This is a genomic window from Duganella aceris, from assembly GCF_011090165.1.
GTDB lineage: Bacteria > Pseudomonadota > Gammaproteobacteria > Burkholderiales > Burkholderiaceae_D > Rugamonas > Rugamonas aceris.
In genome coordinates, this window is the sequence record NZ_JAADJT010000002.1 from 215,650 (window position 1) to 234,675 (window position 19,026).

14 protein-coding genes are annotated in these 19,026 nt (G+C 67.9%); 7 read left to right on the forward strand and 7 right to left on the reverse strand.

Annotated elements, in window-relative coordinates; translation table 11 throughout:
• The first annotated feature begins 80 nt into the window (after positions 1–80).
• Positions 81–1,919, forward strand: a complete 1,839-nt coding sequence (locus tag GW587_RS05455) for a hybrid sensor histidine kinase/response regulator (protein ID WP_166099594.1) — start codon at positions 81–83, stop codon at positions 1,917–1,919.
• On the opposite strand, the gene GW587_RS05460 is transcribed toward GW587_RS05455, so the two are convergent.
• The 3 genes from GW587_RS05460 to GW587_RS05470 form a co-directional block, all read right to left on the reverse strand.
• Entirely contained in the window at positions 1,920–2,306 is a 387-nt protein-coding gene (locus GW587_RS05460) for a VOC family protein (protein WP_166099596.1), read from the reverse strand.
• Positions 2,307–2,384: 78 nt separating this feature from the next.
• Entirely contained in the window at positions 2,385–3,431 is a 1,047-nt protein-coding gene (locus GW587_RS05465) for an AraC family transcriptional regulator (protein ID WP_166099598.1), read from the reverse strand.
• Positions 3,428–4,342, reverse strand: a complete 915-nt coding sequence (locus GW587_RS05470; RefSeq protein ID WP_166099600.1) for a GGDEF domain-containing protein — start codon at positions 4,340–4,342, stop codon at positions 3,428–3,430. Before GW587_RS05470 ends, GW587_RS05465 begins: the two co-directional genes overlap by 4 nt.
• A gap of 302 nt (positions 4,343–4,644) precedes the next feature.
• Here GW587_RS05470 and GW587_RS05475 point away from each other — a divergent pair, with 302 nt between their 5' ends.
• Together GW587_RS05475 and GW587_RS05480 are read left to right on the forward strand one after the other, a co-directional pair.
• On the forward strand, positions 4,645–7,191 hold the full coding sequence (locus tag GW587_RS05475) for a TonB-dependent receptor (protein WP_166099603.1): 2,547 nt from the start codon (positions 4,645–4,647) through the stop codon (positions 7,189–7,191).
• A complete protein-coding gene (locus GW587_RS05480; protein WP_166099605.1) occupies positions 7,191–8,909 on the forward strand; it encodes a phytase in 1,719 nt (572 codons plus the stop codon). Before GW587_RS05475 ends, GW587_RS05480 begins: the two co-directional genes overlap by 1 nt.
• 5 nt (positions 8,910–8,914) lie before the next feature.
• Here GW587_RS05480 and GW587_RS05485 read toward each other — a convergent pair whose 3' ends face one another.
• Both GW587_RS05485 and GW587_RS05490 read right to left on the reverse strand, forming a co-directional pair.
• Entirely contained in the window at positions 8,915–10,009 is a 1,095-nt protein-coding gene (locus GW587_RS05485; RefSeq protein WP_166099608.1) for a radical SAM/SPASM domain-containing protein, read from the reverse strand.
• Between the two features lie 10 nt (positions 10,010–10,019).
• The gene (locus tag GW587_RS05490; protein WP_166099610.1) at positions 10,020–10,367 is read right to left on the reverse strand and encodes a hypothetical protein; all 348 of its coding nucleotides are present in this window, start codon (positions 10,365–10,367) and stop codon (positions 10,020–10,022) included.
• 215 nt (positions 10,368–10,582) lie between these two features.
• Between GW587_RS05490 and GW587_RS05495 the strand changes: the two genes are divergently transcribed.
• The gene (locus tag GW587_RS05495) at positions 10,583–15,547 is read left to right on the forward strand and encodes a hybrid sensor histidine kinase/response regulator (protein ID WP_166099613.1); all 4,965 of its coding nucleotides are present in this window, start codon (positions 10,583–10,585) and stop codon (positions 15,545–15,547) included.
• Here the strand turns inward: GW587_RS05495 and GW587_RS05500 are convergent.
• Entirely contained in the window at positions 15,523–16,683 is a 1,161-nt protein-coding gene (locus tag GW587_RS05500; protein ID WP_166099657.1) for a putative peptide maturation dehydrogenase, read from the reverse strand. The genes GW587_RS05495 and GW587_RS05500 overlap by 25 nt on opposite strands.
• Positions 16,684–16,879: 196 nt before the next feature.
• Here GW587_RS05500 and GW587_RS05505 point away from each other — a divergent pair, with 196 nt between their 5' ends.
• Positions 16,880–17,152, forward strand: coding sequence for an NHLP-related RiPP peptide (locus GW587_RS05505; RefSeq protein ID WP_166099659.1), 273 nt, complete (start codon positions 16,880–16,882; stop codon positions 17,150–17,152).
• 201 nt (positions 17,153–17,353) lie between these two features.
• Complete coding sequence (locus GW587_RS05510; RefSeq protein WP_166099662.1) at positions 17,354–17,899, forward strand: carbonic anhydrase; 546 nt, start codon at positions 17,354–17,356, stop codon at positions 17,897–17,899.
• A 25-nt stretch (positions 17,900–17,924) separates the two neighbouring features.
• Here GW587_RS05510 and GW587_RS05515 read toward each other — a convergent pair whose 3' ends face one another.
• Entirely contained in the window at positions 17,925–18,482 is a 558-nt protein-coding gene (locus GW587_RS05515) for a PadR family transcriptional regulator (protein WP_371875547.1), read from the reverse strand.
• A gap of 167 nt (positions 18,483–18,649) precedes the next feature.
• On the opposite strand from GW587_RS05515, the gene GW587_RS05520 reads away from it, so the two are divergent.
• Complete coding sequence (locus GW587_RS05520) at positions 18,650–19,006, forward strand: YciI family protein (protein WP_166099665.1); 357 nt, start codon at positions 18,650–18,652, stop codon at positions 19,004–19,006.
• The last annotated feature ends 20 nt before the right edge of the window (positions 19,007–19,026 follow it).

Here is a 19,026-nt window from a genome sequence, read left to right on the forward strand (position 1 = left end):
TAGCCGCCCGGCTTTGAGTCCGGCCGGCGGCGGGAGTTATAATTGACTTTCCGCCGTCCAGTAGCGCACAGGGGCTCCTTATGCTCAAACACAACGCCATCGAATCCGCCGAGTATGAACACTTCAGTCCGAACCCGGCGCTGGAACAACGGGTGGAGGAACGGACCGCCGCTCTCAGCCAGGCGCTGGCGGTGGTGGAGGCGCAGAAGCTCGAATTGGAAAACGCGCTGCGGATGCGCGATGAGACCCAGCGCCAGCTCGAAGCGGAACTGGAGGATGCGCATCTGCTGCACGGCATCAGCGCCATGCTGATCGACGAGAACACGCTCGGTGATCTGTATCAGAAGCTGGTCGATGCCGCGACCCTGGTGATGCGCTCCGATTTCGGCAGCATGCAGCGCTACGATGAGGAGCGCAACCAGCTTGAGTTGATCGCGCATCGCGGCCTCAACGACGAGGCGGTGCAGTTCTGGAAGTGGGTGCATCCCGGCCGTGCCTGCACCTGCGGCCGGGCGCTGGCGGTGTCGGGACGCGTCATCGTTCCCGACTTCGAACGCTGCGAGTTCATCGAGGGCAGCGAGGACCTGATCGCCTTCCGCAAGGCCGGCGCCAGGTCGGCGCAATCGACGCCGTTGCTGACGCGTAACGGACGGCTGGTCGGCATGCTCACCACCCATTGGACCCGCACGCACGAGCCGGGCGAACGCGAACTGCGCCTGCTCGACATCGTGGCGCGGCAGGCCGCCGATCTGATCGAACGTAACACCTCGGCCGACGCGCTGCGCCACCAGACCGGCCGCCTGCTCGAAGCCGACCGCTACAAGAACGAATTCCTGGCGACGCTGGCGCACGAGCTGCGCAATCCGCTGGCGCCGATCCAGACCGGACTGGTGGTGCTGAAGATCGGCAAGAGCGAGCAAGCGCCGAGCGTGCTGAGCATGATGGAGCGGCAGCTCGGTCACATGGTGCGGCTGATCGACGATCTGCTCGACGTCTCGCGCATCAGTCGCGGCATGGTGACGCTGAAGCGGGAGCGGGTCGAGCTGGGCGCGGTCATCGACAGCGCGGTCGAGACCAGCCGGCCGTTGATCACCGCCGCCAAGCACAAGTTCACCGTGACCGTGCCGGGCAATATCGTCTGGCTGGATGCGGACATGACGCGCGTGGCGCAGATCATCAGCAACCTGCTGAACAACGCGGCCAAGTACACGCCGCCCGGCGGGCAGATCGAGCTGGTGGCGGAAGCCAGCGGCGCGGAGGTGATGATCCGCGTCATCGATAACGGGATCGGTATCCCGGCGGCGATGTTGCCCCGGATTTTCGACTTGTTCACGCAGGTCGATGCGGCCATCGAGCGCTCGCAGGGCGGCCTGGGCGTCGGCCTGGCGCTGGCGAAACAGCTGGCCGAGATGCACGACGGACGCATCGAGGTGCACAGCCCGGGCGCCGAAGGGGGATCGGTCTTCACCCTGCGCCTGCCGGTGGCGAACGCCGCCGCGATGGATCCTGCGGCGGATCGGCGGCCGGCGCTTGGCCGTGCGGCGGCCGCGGCCGCGCGCGTATTGATCGTCGACGACAATATCGACGCCGCCGAAACGCTGGCGCTGCTGCTGGAGGAATTGGGCTACACCACCAGCGTGGTGCTGGAGGCGCCGAAGGCGTTGCAGGCGGCGCTGGCTTTCGCGCCCGACGTGGTGTTCCTGGACATCGGCATGCCGCATCTGAACGGCTTCGATCTGGCGCGCCAGTTGCGCGGGCAGCCGGCGCTGAAAGACGTCTACCTCGCCGCGCTCAGCGGCTGGGGCTCGGACGAGGACCGCGCCAGAAGCCGCGACGCCGGCATCGATCATCACCTGACCAAGCCGGTCATGCTTGAAGAGGTGACCGATCTGCTCGCCGCCGTGACGCGGCGCGTCTGATTACTGGCCTTCGGGCGGCTGCCACAGCTCCAGCTTGTTGCCGTCCGGGTCCATCACCCAGCCGAACTTGCCGTACTCCGAGTCGTCGACCTTGTCCAGCACCTGGCAGCCTTCGGCGCGCAAGGCGGCCAGCAAAGCATGCAGGTCGTCCACCCGATAGTTGATCATGAACGAGGACTGGCTCGGCGCGAAGTGATCGGTATCCTGTTTGAACGGACTCCATATCGTGGTGCCGGCGCCGCTCGGGTTGTCCGGGCCGGACCATTGGAAGGCGGCGCCGCCCCACGCCTCGACATTCAAGCCGAGATGCACCTTGTACCATTCGGCGAGCCGCTTCGGATCCGGCGACTTGAAGAACACACCACCAATGCCGGTAACACGTTTCATTGTGAGCTCCTGGAGTCATCATGACAAGACGTTAACATATCCGGCATTGCCCGACAGGTCAAGCGGCGACGCGACACTTCAGATCAACTGCGGAATGCTCAACAGGCCGTCGCGCAGCAGGCTGGGGGTCAGGCCGGTCCAGCGTTTGAAGGAGCGGCGGAAGTTGGTGGCGTCGTGGAAGCCGAGATATTGCGCGACGGCTTCGTTGTCGTAGCCGCGCATCTGGAATAGCTGGATCGCGACGTGCGCCCTCACCTGGTCCAGCTCGGCCTGGAAGTGGCTGCCGTGGCGCGCCAGGTGGCGCTTCAGCGTGGCCGGGCTGATGCCAAAATCGGCGGCGCTGCCTTCCAGCGTCGGTCCCAGCCGGATATTCGCCAGTAGGTAGTCGTAGAGCGCCGTCAGCAGCGCCGGCGCCAGCGCTTCGGCGCCCGCTTCGTCGGCCGCGCTGTGCAGCGCCACCGACGCGGCCATGCCGTTGCCGCGCGGCCAGGGGCGATCCAGCCAGGCCGGATTGATCAGCATCGCATCCAGATGGCAGTTGAAGCGCAGGTCGCTGCCGAGGTGCACCTGATGCTGTTCGATATGCGCCGGCGCGCTGCGGTTGATGCAGTAGCGCCACGGCAGGCGCTCGCCGCTGAGCCAGCGGCACATCGCCGTCACCGCCGTCATGTGCATCTCGACCAGCGCAGGCAACTGGCTCGGCGCGCCGAAGCTGTCGGTCCAGTACAGCACCGCCATGCCGCCCTCCTCGCGCAGGCGCGGCGTCAGCAAGGGACACAGCCGCGCCTGGCCGGCGCTCAATATCTGCAAGGCCTGGCGCAGGTTCTGCGCTTGCAGCAGCGCGTGGCTCAAGGCGCCGTAGTGGCCGGGCAGCATCTGTTGACCCAGCATGAAGCTGGTGTCCGGGCTGTCGAGCGCGCGCGTGACGTTGGACAGCAGTTGCAGGTACTGGACCGGCGTCAGCGCGCTGTCGGCGGCCGGCATCTGCCATCCGTGCAGGCCGGTGCCGCGCAGCACCAGGTCGCCCCGCTCGTCGAGCTCGCGGCTGCGGGCGTAGTCGAGCACCAGCGCCGGCTGGTGCCGCGCCGGAATGAAGCTGTCGCCGCTTTGACGATAGGCGATCACGCCAAGGCCGCCGAGGCCGCTGGCGCCGCCATCGCGTGCGTGCCGGCCGCCGGCTGCGAGACGGCGCGGCTCAGTTCGGCCAGCAGCACATCCGGCGCGGCGTCGGCGTTGGAGCTGGCGTGGCGCAGCGTGATCCGTACCTGCCCGCTCTTGGCGTGGTGACGCATCTGCCCGACCATCGCCGCCAGGTGGCTGGCCAATGCATCGGCCTCGGCCACGCTGGTGTCCGGCAGCAGCAGCGCGAAGCGGTCGCCGGCGTAGCGGCACAGCAGGTCGTCGTTGCGCAGGTTCAGCAGCAGCATGTGGCCGACCGCCTGCAATACGCGGTCGCCTTCCGCCTGGCCGAATTCGCGGTTGATGGCGTGGAAGCCGTCGATGTCGAGCAGCACCAGCGCGCATTGCTGGCCCGGCCGGCGCGCCTGTTCGTGGCGGATCTGGCGCCGCAGGTAGTCGGCGTTGGCCAGCTGCGTGATGCGGTCGAAGGCGCGGTGGTCGCGGAACAGGCGTTCGCGCTTTTGCAGATGCTCGTTGAGGCGGAACTGCTCGTGCCGCCAGTAATACATGCCGATGGTGACCACCAGCATGCCGATCGGCACCATCGCCTCCAGCCAGTGGTCCCAGCGCGCCGTCTTGCTGATCATGAAGAATTCATCCATGCAGTCGGCGAAGGAGCCGATCATGATCAGCGCCAGGCCGCCGGCCAGCAGGCGCGTGACAAGGCCGCCGGGGCGGCTGCTCAAGGTGAACAACACCCAGCTGCCGGCCATGACGGCGGTGCCGCCTTCGCTGACGATGTCGGTCCATTTCCACATGTGGAAGGACTTGGCGACGCCCAGCGTGGAATACAGGAAGACGCAGGCCAACAGCGCCAGGCCGGCGGCAATCAGGGTGGAACGGTGAAGTTGCAACATGGGCGGCTCTCGGGTGGACGGGACGATGGCCGCCGCAGCATACCCCCGCTTTATGACCGGGCTGTGACGCGCGCACAGAAACAACACATGGCCGGCGACGGGTGCAAACAGCTCACCGGCGTGCGGCGAAGGTCGCTATTCTCACCGCGCCGCGTCCGCCGCTGGCTCGGGCCGCAGGTCAATCCAGCTCATTTGATGCGGCAGGCGGGGGTTTCGCGGCTCCGGCGCTGCGACCTGTCATGCGATTGACATATTGTCTACCTAGAATCCGCCCGTCTCCCAACCTATTCCGACGGCATTTCATGAAAACTATATATACCAATCCAAATCTGCGCCTGACCGTCTTGACCGCCGGCGTGCTGGCGATGCTGGCCACCTACTCCACCGTTCAGGCCGCCGATGCGGTCGACGCCGGCGACAGCAGCGTCGCCGCCGCCGGCAGCGTGGTCATCACCGGCCAGCGTTCCAGCCTGCGCAACGCCATCGCGGCGCAAGAGAAGGCCGACAACATCGTCAGCGTCATCAGCAGCGACGATATCGGCGGCTTGCCGGACAAGAACGCGGCCGAAGCGTTGGCCCGCCTGCCCGGCGTTTCGGTGCAGCGCGACCAGGGCGAAGGCCGCTACGTCAGCGTGCGCGGCCTCGGCCCGGACCTGAATGCGGTGACCATCAACGGCGCGCTGGTGCCGTCGCCGGAATCGGGCCGCCGCGCGGTGGCGCTGGACGTGCTGCCCGCCGGCTTGATCCGCACGCTGGAAGTGAGCAAGACGCTGACCCCGGACCACGATGCCAATTCGCTGGGCGGCACGGTCGAGGTCAAGACGCTGACCGGCTTCGACCTGCCGGGCAAGCTGCTGTCGGCCACCATCGGCGCCAGCCGCGACCAGAACCTCGGCAAGACCAGCCCGAACGGCAGCGTGCTGTTCGCCGACCGCTTCCTCGACGGCAAGCTGGGCGTGGCCGGTGGAGTCAGCTACGAGAAGCGCGAGTTCGCGTCCGATAACGCGGAGACCGGCGGCGCCTGGGAGGACGGCAAGCTGGCCGGCCTGGAGCTGCGCGACTACCAGCCGACGCGCGAGCGCCGCGCCGCCGCGCTGAACCTGGACTATCATGCGGACACCGCCAGCAAATACTTTCTGCGCAGCTTCATCAGCGACTTCAGCGACGATGAGGTGCGCGATCGCCTGACCATCAGCAATGTCGCCGGCGGCGCCCTGACCGAGGGCAAGACCGACAGCGTGCGCGGCGAGCGTCGCCTGCGTCAGCGCAAATACACGCAGACCATCAGTTCGGTCGTGCTGGGCACCGAACAGAAGTGGGATCGCTGGAAGCTCGACGTCAACGGCGGCGCCAGCCGCTCCAAGGACGACGCGCCGGAATCGATCAACGATGCCCGCTTCCGCGGCAGCAAGGACTTCGCCGGCGTCGGCTTCAGCGGCACGGAAATCCCGCGCCTGATCGCGCCGGAGGCGTTGTACGCGGCCGCCAACTACAAGCTGAATTCGATCGCGCTGCAACAGGGCTATGCCAAGGACAAGGAAAACCATGTGCAGTTCGACCTGGCCCGCAAGTTCGAGCTGGGCGAAGGCAGCGCGACGCTGAAGTTCGGCGCCAAGACCAGCAGCCGCGAAAAGACCAACGACAAGGAAGCCTGGTCGTACAGCGCCAAGCAGATCGGCAGCGCCAGCACGGCGATGAGCGATTACGTCACCGCCGACCAGCTGGACTACAAGCTGGGCCGCATCGGCAACGCCATCAACCCGGCGGCGATCCGCACGCTGGTGGCCGGCCTGAAACGCGACGGCGCGCGCGTGGTGGTCGATTCGACCGTCGACGATTACCGCATGAACGAGGATATCGATGCGGCCTACGTGCAGAACAGCTACGACATCGATGCCTGGCATCTGCTGGCGGGCGTGCGCGCCGAGCGCACGCGTTTCGATGCGGCCGGTTCGCGCGTCGATGAGGAAAGCGGCGCCATCGCGGCGGTCAAGCGCGACCGCTCGTACACCAACTGGTTGCCGGCGCTGCAATCGCGTTACGACGTGGACGCCAAGACCAGCGTGCGCGCGGCCTGGACCCATTCGGTGGTGCGCGCCAATTTCGATCAGCTGGCGCCGGGCGTCAGCCAGGCCAGCGATACCGAGGCCACCATCGGCAATCCGGATCTGGCGCCGTTGAAGTCGACCAATCTCGACCTGGGTATCGAGCGTGTGCTGGGCGATGATGGCAGCTTATCGGCTTACGTGTTCCACAAGGATATCAAGAACTTTACTTACACCACCAACCTGGCGGGCAGCGGTCAGTGGGCGGGCTACACGTCGGCGATCACTTACGCCAATGGCGACAAGGCGAGCGTCAAGGGTATCGAACTGGCGTACACCCAGCCGCTGCGCATGTTGCCGGCGCCGTTCAATCGTTTGATCGTTGGCGCCAACGGTAGCCTGACGCGCTCGGACGCGAATGTCGCGCGCTATGACCTGGATGCGAAGCGCATGCGTTCGCGCAGCATCCACCTGCCGGGGCAGTCGGATCGGGTGATGAATCTGATGCTGGGTTACGAGCAGGGTCCGGTGAGCGCGCGTGTCGCGGTCAATTACAAGTCGCAGTATCTGCTGGAGATGGGTGACGATATTCTCGACGCTGCTCAGGACCGTATCGTCGATGCGCAGAAGCAGGTGGATTTTTCGCTGTCCTATCAGTTGAGCAAGCAGGTGCAGGTCAACTTCGAAGCGGCCAACTTGAACAACGAAAAATATTACGTCTACCTCGGCAGCAAGGCCTACAACGCGCAGTATGAACAGTACGGCCGCACCTACAAACTCAGCCTGAAAGTCAGCCTGTTCTAATGAAAATTCTTAACGCGATTTTATTCGGTGCGCTGGTTTCCTGCGGCGTCGTGGCGCAGGCCGCCGTCGTTCTTCCCGGCGCCGCCGCCAAGGCCAGCGAGCTGGCCGTCATGCCCGACGGCGGCTGGCTCGGCATCGACAAGCAGGGTTTGCTGCTGCTCGATGCCAGGGGTAACGAGCGTGCGCGTCTGGCGCTGCGCGCCAAGCAGCTTGATGTTCGTCCGCAAGGCGATGGTGTGCTGGCGGTGGTGATGGATGCCAACGCCGAGCAGGTGGTGCCGGTGCTGGTGGATCTTGCGGCGGGGACGTTGACGGCGCAGAAGCCGTTTCCGGCGCCGCCGTTCGGCATCGAGGCGTCGTGCTTGTACCGTGATACGCAGCGGATCGATCATCTGTTTGTGATCGGCAAGGATGGTCAGGCGGAGCAGTGGTTGCTGCATGGCGATCAGCGGCGGTTGGTGCGCAAGCTGTCGCTGCCGCCGCACTCGAAACATTGCCGCGCCGATGATGCTGGACAAAAGCTGTTTGTCAGTGAGGAGCATGTCGGCCTGTGGGCGTACAACGCGGAAGCCGAGGGGGCGCCGGGCCGTCAGCTGCTGAAAGGCGGCGAGGTCGAGAAAAAAGGCCAGGTGCGGGTGTTGCCGTGGAAGGCGGTGCCGGCTACGGTGGGCGGCGCGGCGGCGGCGGGCGGTGCGGCGGCGGCTGGGCCGAGGGCCGGCGCGGCGGCGGCGGCGCCGGCGGCCAAGGCTATCGTCGAGCCGCGCGGGCAGACCGAGCCGGTGGCGCGCACGGGCGACGCTGCCGACGATCCGGCGATCTGGCGCAATGCGGCCGATCCGGCCGGTGCGCGCATTCTCGGCACGAACAAAAAACAGGGCTTGCTGGTCTACGACTTGAACGGCAAGGAGTTGCAACTGCTGGAAGTCGGCCGCCTCAACAACGTGGACGTGCGCCAGGATGTCACGGTCGGCGGCCGCAGACTCGATCTGGCGGTGGCCACGCAGCGCGACGACAACAGCGTCATGCTGTTCGCCATCGACGCCAAGGGCCATGTCTCGGCCGCCGGCGCCTTCGCCACCGGTCTGGAAAACATCTACGGCATGTGCTTGTACCGCCCCGCCGACGGCGGCCTGGAGGCTTTCATCAACGACAAGGACGGCAGCTTCCTGCAGTACCGCATCGAGGCCGGCGCCGACGGCCAGGGCATGTCGGGCAAACTGCTTCGCCGCTTCAAGGTCGCCAGCCAGCCCGAGGGCTGCGTGGTCGACGACCGCAACCACCGCCTGTTCCTGGGAGAGGAAAAGCGCGGTGTCTGGACCGTGTCGGCCAAGGGCGACGCGCCGGCCAAGCTGAGCATGATCATGCCGGTCGGGCCGCAACTGGTGGCCGATGTCGAAGGCATGGCGCTGTATCACGGCCAAGGCGGCGCGGCTGACTACCTGATCGTCTCCAGCCAGGGCGACAACAGCTATCTGGTGATGGACGCGCAAGCGCCCTACCGTGCGCGCGGCAGCTTCCGCGTCGGCTACAACCTGGCGGCCGGCATCGACGGCACCTCGGAGACGGACGGGCTGGAAGTCAGCTCGGCCAACTTCGGCGGGCCTTACGCCAAGGGCATGCTGGTGATCCAGGACGGCTACAAGCGCTTGCCGGACGGGCCGCAAAACTTCAAGTATGTCGCCTGGGAGGACGTCGCCAAGGCCTTGAAGCTGGACTGATCACGTCAGGCCGCGCTCCCGGGCTTGATCCAGATCGGCGCGGCGGCGGCTTTCCCGGCGCCGCCGCCACCGCAGCCCCGCTCCGGCGCCGCGCCGACGGGCGCCGGCAGCACGCTGCGGCTGTGCAGCGCCAGCAATTGGTCCCACGGCACGATCGGCGCCGGCCAGTCCGGCACACATTGCTCGTAGGTGCTCCGGCACAGCCGGTCGAACGCCGCATAGCCTGCCGGGAAGTAGCGTTGCACCAGCTCGGCCAGCGAGCCGTCGGCGACGTTGCCCAACGCGTAGCGGTGGTCGAGGTTGGTCGCCTCCGGCAGGACGGTCCCATCCTCGCGCACCACCACCTTCTTGATTTCCGCCGAGACGCCGCGATGGCAACCGCCACCGTTGCAGACGTAGGCGGCGCACGGATGCGCCAGCAGGAATCGCTTGCTGCCGCCGATGATGCTGGCGGCGATGCGCCCCGCCGAGCGGTTGCCGAAATCCGAGGTTTGCAGGATGAGCCGGTTCAGCTGCTCCCCGCTCAATTGTTGATCGCCGATCGCCATTCCCCTGCCCAGATCCAGCAAAGGCTGCACCAGCAGCCGTCTGGCGCCGGCCGCCAGCGCCCAGCCGGCGATCTGCTCGAACTGCTCCACATTGCCGCGCGAGATGGTGGTGACGATGGTGACCGGCACGCCGGCCGCCAGCAGCAGGCCGATGCCGCGCTCGGCCTTGCGGAAGGCGCCGTCCCGGGCGCGGAAGAGATCATGGTGGCCGGGCATGCCGTCGATGCTGACGTGGGCATCGAAACCCAGCCGCGCCAGCAGCGCGGCGTCGCGGCGCCGCACCACCGTCGCGTTGGTGCAGACGGTGGTCGCCAGGCCCGCCACCTCGGCCGCGACCCGCGCCACGTCGGCGAAGCGCGCATACAGCAGCGGTTCGCCGCCGGTGAGGAACAGCGTGCCGATGCCGAGCCCGGGCGCCGCGCGCAACGCCTGCGCCACCCAGTCGAACGGCAAGGCCTCGCGCCGCCTGGGCGAGCCGTCCATATAACAATGCCGGCACTCCAGGTTGCAGCGGCCGGTCAGGTGCAGCATCAGCGTGGCGGACGTGGCCATGGCGACGCCGTCAATTGCGCAGCGCCGCGACCTGCGCGAGATCCACCACATGCGTCAGCGCGTTACCGCCGAACAAGACGCTGACCTTGGGACGCGGCCCCTTCGGCCCCGGCCCGACCGGCACCGTGCCGAAGTCGCCGCCTTCGAACACATTGACGGCGCCGACGCTGAGCCCGCCCGCCGCGCCGCCGCCGATGGCCGCGCGCGCGATCTGGTCCACCAGCTGGGCGTGGATCTCCGACGCGGCGCCGGCCGCCACCGTGTTGGCGAATTCCAGCACCTTGCCGCTCTCGACGATCTGCTTCAACGCCTCCGGCGAGACGTCATACGACAACCGGCCCAATTCCGTTGGTTTCATGGCTTCCTCCGCTGTAAAGTGACGAAAAATACCGCAACCTCAGCGTAGCAGCGGCCCGGTGACCACCTTTGATCCAGCTCAGATGCGCGGCGCTTGACGCCGGCGCCCGCGCCACGCGTCAAAAAATAGACTTTCGGTAAACAATTCCGTATGCTTTGACAAGTGACGCCCGCTGCTAGCAAGCATAGGGAAACCCAAGGCAGGCCATAACGTTTGTGCGCGATTTGATCCATCCTTTTTCCGCTGACGGCGCGGCCAAGCGGCGTCCGCCCACCATGCGCCGCCTGGCGGCCACCGTGGCGCTGGCCTGCGCGGCCGGCCAGGCCGCGTCCGCCGCCCAGCCCAGCCCGTGGCAGGCGCTGGCGCCCGCCGTGTTCGAACACCTGGTGCCGGCCGAGCGCGGCTTTCCCAGCCCGATCACGATGTCGGTGGTGCAGGACGGCGACGGCTTCATCTGGTTCGGCACCCAGACCGGCCTGGGGCGCTGGGACGGCTACCGCATGCGCAATTTCTTCTTCAAGGCCGACGATCCGCATTCGCTGCCGGGCGACTTCATCCAGACCCTGCACGTCGACGCCAAGGGCCGCCTGTGGATCGGCACCTCGAGCGACGGTCTGGCCATGTACGACAAGCGGCACGAACGCTTTGTGCGCTTCGCGGCCGGTCCCGCCGGCCTGAGCAGCCCGAACGTCGGCGCCATCGCCAGCGACGCGCGCGGCGGCATCTGGGTCGGCACCGCCGGCGGCCTGGACTACCTCGACACCGCGCGCGGCAACGCCATCAGCCACCATCCGCGCGGCGCCGCCGCCAACCAGATCCGCGCCCTGCTGCTCGACCGCGACGGCCACCTGTGGATCGGCTCCAACGCCGGCCTGGCGCGGCGCGACGCCGCCAGCGGCCGCGTCGCCGACCTGCCGATCGCCGGCGGCGTCGACGACGCGGTGCTGTCGCTGGCCAGCAACGTCGGCGGCGAGGTGGTGTTCGGCACGCTGAAGAGCGGCGTCGGGCTGGCCACCAGCGGCGCCGGCGCGCGCCTGCTGGCGCTGGACCAGGTCAAGGACGCCAACACCGCGATGGTGCTGTCGCTGAGCGAAACCCTGCCCGGCGTGTGGTGGGCGGCCACCTACGGCGGCGGCATCATCGAGTTCGACGCCAGCGGCCGCAGCCGCCGCATCGTGCACCGTCCGGCCATCCCGATCAGCCTGGCCAACGACCGGGTGGCGGCGCTGTGGCGCGACCGCAGCGGCCTGGTCTGGGCCGCCAACGAGCGCGGCGTCGACGTCCACAACCCGGCCAACCGCACCGTCGAAACCGTCATGGACGGGGTCGGCCTGCCGGCGATCTCGGCGTTCGCCTTCATGACCGACAGCGGCGGCCGGCTGTGGGTGGCGCTGGCCGACCAGGGCATCGACCTGATCGCGCCGGACGGCGGCCGCAGCGCCGGCCTGCGGCCCGACCCGTCGCGCCCGGACAGCGCCCTGCCCAACCGCCTGATCCTGTCGATGGCGGAGGCGGCGCCGCAGGAGGCCTGGATCGGCACCGCGCTGGGCCTGTACCGCACCAGCGGCCACGGCAGCCGGGTGGCGCGCGTGCCGCTGCCGTGGGACGAGCCGCTGCCGCGCATCGGCAGCATCGTGCGCCAGGGCGAGATCCTGTGGCTGGGCACCTACAGCGGCCTGCTGCGCTACGACATCCATGCCAACACGGTGCAGGCGTTCCGCCAGGGACCGGCCGACAAGGGCGGCCTGAGCGACAACCGCATCACCGCCATGCAGCTCGGCCCCGACGGCGCGCTGTGGATCGGCACCCGCGGCGGCGTCAACCGCTTCGACACCTCCAGCGGCGAGATCGAACAGATGCTGCCGCAGCCCGGCAACGACGGCTCGCTGCCGCAGGGCTTCGTCGGCGCGCTGGCCTTCGATCCGCAGGGGCGGCTGTGGGTCGGCACCAACAGCGGCGGCATCGGCATCCTCGACGGCCGCAGCGCCGACGGCGCGCGCCGCTTCCGCCGGCTCGACACCCGCGCCGGCCTGCCCAGCAACAGCGTCGGCGCGCTGCGCGCCGGGCTGGCCGGCCGCATCTGGGCCTCCAGCTCGGACGGCATCGCCGTGATCGACAGCGCCACGCTGAAGGTGCAGGCGCTGGGGCGCGCCGAAGGCCTGGTGTTCCAGCCCTACATCGTCGGCGCGGTGGGCCAGACCGCGCAATCGGACGTGGTGTTCGGCACCTCCGGCGGCTACGCCGTGGTGCACCCGCAGCCGCCGGAGCGCTGGCGCTACCAGCCGCCGCTGGTGGTCAGCTCGGTGCACCTGGACCGCACCGAGGTGCCGGCCGCGCCGCTGCTGGCGCCCGGCGGTGCCGGCCTGAGCATCCCGCCCGGCACCCGCAAGCTGGAGGTCGAGGTGGCGTCGCTGGATTACTCCGCCAGCGCGCGCAACCGCTACGCCTTCCGCCTGGACGGCTACGACAAGGAATGGGTCGAGACCGACGCCAGCCACCGCGTCGCCACCTACGCCAACGTCGCGCCCGGCCGCTACCGGCTGCACATGCGCGGCAGCAACCGCGACGGCGAGTGGAGCCCGAACGAACTGACCATGGACCTGGACTTCCTGCCGGCCTGGTACCAGACCTGGTGGGCGCGGCTCGGCGGCGCGCTGGCGGTGCTGGCGCTCGGCTGGGGCCTGTACCGCTGGCGCGTGCGCCAGCTGCAACAGCAGGTCTACTCGCGCACGCTGCACCTGGAGCGGGTGCACGCCATCGTCAAGTCCATCAACGACGAGCTCGATTTCGACGCGCTGCTGCACACCATCCTGCGCGAATCGAGCGTGATCGGCAACGTGCGCGCGGCCTACGCGCTGATCGGCGACGCCGGCGACGGCCAGCTGGCGATGCGCGCCAGCTGGCACCGCAGCGCGCTGCCGCTGTCGCGCAGCGGCATGACGCTGGCCGAGGCGCGGGAGCGGCTGGTCGACGGCGCGGTGGTGGTCGCGCCCGACATGTTCCTCAGCCGTGGCGTGGTGCTGGCGGTGCGCCTGCGCGTCGAGCGCGAGCTGCAGGGCTACCTGGTGTTCGAGCAGGACGCGCGCTACGCCGAAAGCGAACTGGAGATGTTCCGCGCGCTGAAGGAGCCGTTCGTCTCGGCGTTCCAGAAGGCCAGCGCGATCGGCGCCATCCAGCAGGCGCGCGCCGACGCCGAAGCGTCCACCCGCGCCAAGAGCGATTTCCTGGCCAACATCAGCCACGAGATCCGCACCCCGATGAACGCCATCATCGGCTTCGCCGGCCTCGGCACCCATCTCGACCTGCCGGCCAAGCCGCGCGACTACTTCAGCAAGATCGGCCGCGCCGGCCAGAACCTGCTCACCATCATCGACGACGTGCTGGACTTCTCGAAGATCGAATCGGGCAAGCTGGAGCTGGAAAGCGTGGCGTTCGAACTGTGCGACACGCTGAGCCAGATCGCCGACCTGTTCTCGTGGCGCGCGGCGGAAAAAGGCCTGGAGCTGCTGGTGTGGGCCGCGCCCGAGGTGCCGGCGCACCTGGTCGGCGATCCGCTGCGGCTGAGCCAGGTGCTGGTCAACCTGGTCGGCAACGCGCTCAAATTCACCGCGCGCGGCCAGATCGAGCTGCGGGTCGAACTGGCCGCGCCCGGCGATGCCGCACCGGCCGGGCAGCCGGTGCGGCTGCGCTTCGTGGTCGAGGATTCCGGCGTCGGCATCAGCGTCGAGCAGCAGACGCGCCTGTTCCGCGCCTTCTCGCAGGCCGACAGCAGCACCACCCGGCTGTACGGCGGCACCGGGCTGGGCCTGGCGATCTCGCAGCAGCTGGTGCAGGCGATGGGCGGCGAGATCGAGCTCGACAGCGCGCCCGACGACGGCAGCAGTTTCCATTTCGAACTCGCGCTGCGCCGCCACGACGGCCCGGCCGCCGCGCCGCTGCCGGACGGCGTGCGCGGCAAGCAGGTGTTGATCGTCGACGACAACGCCCGCATGCGCGAGATGCTGACCCGCCGGCTCGGCGGCCTCGGCTTCGCCACCCACGCCGTCGCCGGCGGCGCGGCGGCGCTGGCCTGGCTGGCCGAGCACGCGCCCGACCTGGTGCTGATGGACTGGGACATGCCGCAACTGAACGGCATCGAAACCACGCGCCGGCTGCAGGCCGATGCGGCGCGCGCCGGCGTGCCGGTGGTGCTGATGGTGACCGAGTTCGCGCGCGAGCCGGTGGTGCAGGCGGCCGCCCAGGCCGGCATCCGCACCTGCCTGGCCAAGCCGGTCAGTCCGGCCCAGCTGCTGGACGCGGTTCTTGCCGGGCTCGGCGTCGACGGCGGCGCCGGCCGCGCCCCGGCGGCGCTGCCCGCCACCTTGTCGAAGGCGGCGCAGCACATCGCCGGCGCGCAGGTGCTGGTGGTCGACGACAACGTCATCAACCAGCAGGTCGCGCGCGAGGTGCTGATGCGCGCCGGCGTGCATGTGACGCTGGCCGACAACGGCGCCGACGCGGTGCGCATGGTCGACCAGCGCCGCTACGACGCGGTGCTGATGGACATCCAGATGCCCGGCATGGACGGCTACGAAGCCACCGCCCGCATCCGCGCCAAGTCGCAGCACGCGCGGCTGCCGGTGATCGCGATGACGGCGCACGCGGTGTCCGGGTTCCGCGAAAGCAGCCTGTCGATGGGCATGAACGACTACGTCACCAAGCCGATCGAGCCGGAGCGGCTGTTCTCGATGCTGGCCGGCTGGATCCCGCCGGATCCGGGCCGCAGCGCCGCCGTGCCGGCCGCCGAAGCGGCGCAGGAGGCGCCGCCGTTCGTGCCCGGCATCGACATGGCGGCCGCGCTGCAACGGCTGGGCGGCAACCGCCGCCTGCTGGCGACGCTGCTGGACCGCTTCGTCGCCGATTTCCAGCCCACGCCGGAGCGGCTGCTGGCGGCGATCGAAGCTGGATCGTTGGAGCAGGCGGCGCTGCTGGTGCACAAGATCCGCGGCGCGGCCGGCAATCTGTCGATGGCGGAACTGCACCGCAGCGCCGGCGAACTGGAGCAGCTGCTGCAGGCGCCGCGTCCCGGCAAGCTGGACGAGCCGCTGGCCGCGTTCGGCGCCGCGCTGGAAATGGTGATCGACGGCGTCCACCTGCTGGACCGCGCCGCGCTGGCTCAGATCGTGCCGGTCTCGCCGTAGCGCAGCTCGGCCATGTCGCGCGCGCCCGAGGCCGGGCCGCAGCCGCACACCGCGATCACCGCGTGGCGCAGGTGGTCCAGCCCCAGCATCTGCTCGATCTCGACATCGTTGATGGCGGCGGTGATGAACGCCGGCATGCCGGCTTCGGCCGCCAGCAGATAAAAAGTCTGCGACAGATGGCCGGCGTCCAGCGCCAGCGCGCGGTAGGCTTTGTGGTGGTTGCGGTATTTCCAGAAGGTGCGCTCGGCGCGGCCCACCAGCACCACCTGCATCGGCGCGTCGGCCAGCCATTGCTGGTCGGCCACCATTTGCAGCGCGGTGGCGGCCGCCTCCGGCGCGTCCATGGCGCGCAGCGGCCGCAGTTCGTGCTCGATCGGATGATAGTGGTACAGTCCCGGCGTCAGGCCCGCGATGCGCTGCACCAGCACGAACGCTTCGACCGGATGCAGGCCGCCGCCCGAGGGGCTGGTTTTTTTCAGGATGGTCGCGCTGTCGCCGATGCGGCGCACCTGCTGCGCGCCGAAGGTCCGTTGCAGCAACCGCGCCGCCACCGCCAGCGGCAAGGTCGCTTGCAGATCGAAATTGCGTCCGGTGTAGCGTTTCCGCATCGTTTCATCCAGCAAGCCACTGGCCGGCGCCGGCAGTTTGACGCCGCTGCCCGGCGCGCCCAATTCCAGCGTCGGCGGCGGCGGTTCGCCGTAGGTGTCGAGCAACTCCTGGAAGGTCGGCGCCTCCATGCCGGTCTCGCTGCGCACGTCGGTCCAGCGGCTGAAGGTGTGCACCAGCGCCGCCATCGGCCGCCAGTGCGCGGCGCGCAGCACCTCGTCGCGCTCGCGCACGGCGGCGTGCTCGGCGTCGTCGCCGATCAGCAAGCCTTTGGCCAGCAGACGGGCGATCGCCGGGGCGTCGAGACGTTGCTCACAGGCATCGCGCTCGCTCCAGACGGTCTGGCTGATGGCGCCCAGCACCGTCAATTCGGTGGCGTCGATGCCGATTTCGCGGTCCAGATGCGGCACCAGCGCGATCCATTCGGTGCTGGCCGCCAGCGTGCTGGTGCCGGCGAACAGCGCCGACCAGTCGATCGCCAGCGCCTCGCGCGACTCGATGTACAGCACGGAGCAACGTCGGATTTTCATGGGAAGCGCCTCCAGAAAGGGAACGGAATCATTGCCGCATAAGCAATGATCGTTCGAGTCTAGCGCATTTTTGCGGCCGTGTGAGCCTTGCACGGCTGAATTAAGTCGCTTGGCAGCGGGGGCGCTTTTGACGTAGCATCAACTGGCACTACCCGCTGCGGAACTCTCCCCATCGCAACCTTATCTAAGGGAACACATGATGAATACTTCTAGCGAACTCAGCACTGTCCTCGAAAAACTGGCCCATGACGACGCGTTCCGCGAGCGCATGCTGGGCGACCCGGTCGGCGCCCTCGCCAGCCTGGGCATCACACTGCGCGCCGACCAGGTGCCGTCGGTACGCAGCCTGCCGTCCAAGGAATCCATCCTGGCCGACCAGACCGCGCTGCAGAGCACGCTGGAAAACACCACCCGGATGGTGCCGTTCCTGCTGACCGGCGCCATGGCCGGCCTGCGTCTGGCGGCGTAAGCCCCTGGCAATACCCGCGCGCCCACGGCGCGCGGTTCGCAGTCCCCTCCCCGCCCCACCTCTCCCCTCCAGCAGACTGCGCGACCCGCCATCGGTGCGCCCGATAGAATTCGCTTGATTTATTTAGCGGTTTATAATACTCTTTATTTAGCGTTTTATTGAACGCTAAATATCCGCTTCCGCCCACCTCTGGAGAATCCAATGAACTTCCTCGACACCTTAGCTCAACGCAATAAAAAATTCGCCTCGACCGGTTTTGTCGGCGGCTTGAAGATGATGCCGTCGCAAAGAACCGTGATCATCGGCTGCGTCGATCCGCGCGTCGATCCGGCCGACGTGTTCGGCCTGGAAACCGGCGAGACCGTCGTTATCCGCAACGTCGGCGGCCGCGTCACCAAAGCCGCGCTGGAATCGCTGGCCCTGGTCGGCAAGCTGGCCAAGGCCGGCGGCAAGGAAGTCGGCCCCGGCTGGAACCTGGTGGTGCTGCACCACACCGACTGCGGCATCAACGGCTGCTCGCGGCTGGCGCCGGAACTGCTGGCGGACCATCTGGGCGTGCAGACGTCGGACTTCGACGCCATCGGCATCAGCGACCCGTATAAATCGGTGGCGTTCGACGTCGCCGCGCTGCAGGCCAATGCCGACCTGCCGCAAGGGTTGACGGTGTCGGGAGTGGTCTACGATGTCGCCACCGGCCAGGCCGAGACGGTGGTCGCCCCCTTCCCGCTCGGCGGCAACGGCGACTGAGCGCAGCGACGGCGCCGTCCCGCGATCAGGCCGGCCGGCGCGCGATGATCTCGCTCACTTCGTCGCACCAGGCGACATACGCCTGTTCGGCCAGCACGCCGCGCCGCGTCACCAGCAGCGGCCCGAGTTGCTTCTCGGTGAGCGCGGCCTGCCTGGCCAGAAAGAATTCCAGCTGCGACTGATGGTGCGCGCGCACCTCGGCGATCTGCCGCAGCGCCGTCTCGCGCGGCAACAAGTCGAAGCACAGCACCCGCAGGATCTGTTCATCCTTGATGGCCGGGCGCGGCGATGCGTTTGCGACCCACACCGTGAGCTTTTCCCGTCCGGAATCAGTGACACTGTAGATCGACCGCTCCGGTCCGCGCGTGCCGGGCAAACGCTCGGAGCTGATGAGTCCTTCTTTTTCCAGCTCGCGCAGCGCCGGATAGACCGAACTGTGCTCCACCGACCAGCAATGCTGGCCGACCACTTGCAGCCACTTGGTCAATTCATAACCGGAACGCGGCTCGTTGTAGATGCCGGCGAGCATCACGTATTTCAGCGGTTTTTCCTTGCCGGGCTTGGTTTCCATCGAATCGGTCACGCGTTTTGCTCCCTGGTCTTCTTCACGACGCACTTTCCCTAACTATGTTTTTTTTGACATAGTCAGCGAATGGTGGCACTATGTATTTTTCCACATACTTGATTTTACCATGACCGCCGCCCCCATGCTCATCGCTGAACCCGCCGCCAACTTTAAAGGAAAAAACCATGGAATTCGTTCTCGCCTTTCAACAACCGCTTGAAGTCTACGAAGAATACAGCGCCCCGCACGCGCGGCAGCAAGTGTCGCAGGCATGGAAGCAATACATGATGGCGATGGGCGCCGCCGGCGTGCTGCGCGGCGGCAAGCAGCTCGATCCACGCCGCGCCAGCACCGTCAGCTTCTTCGAGGGCCGGCGCCAGCTGCGCCACGGCCCTTCGGTGCTGAGCGACGCGCTGCTCGGCGGCTACGTCGTGATCGAGGTCGATACGCTGGAGGACGCCCTGAAGTGGGGCGAACTCAGTCCCAGCTCGCTTGCCGGCTTCACCGAGGTGATCCCGGTGCTGCCCATCCCCGGCGCCTGACGTCACGAACCTTCCCTGGT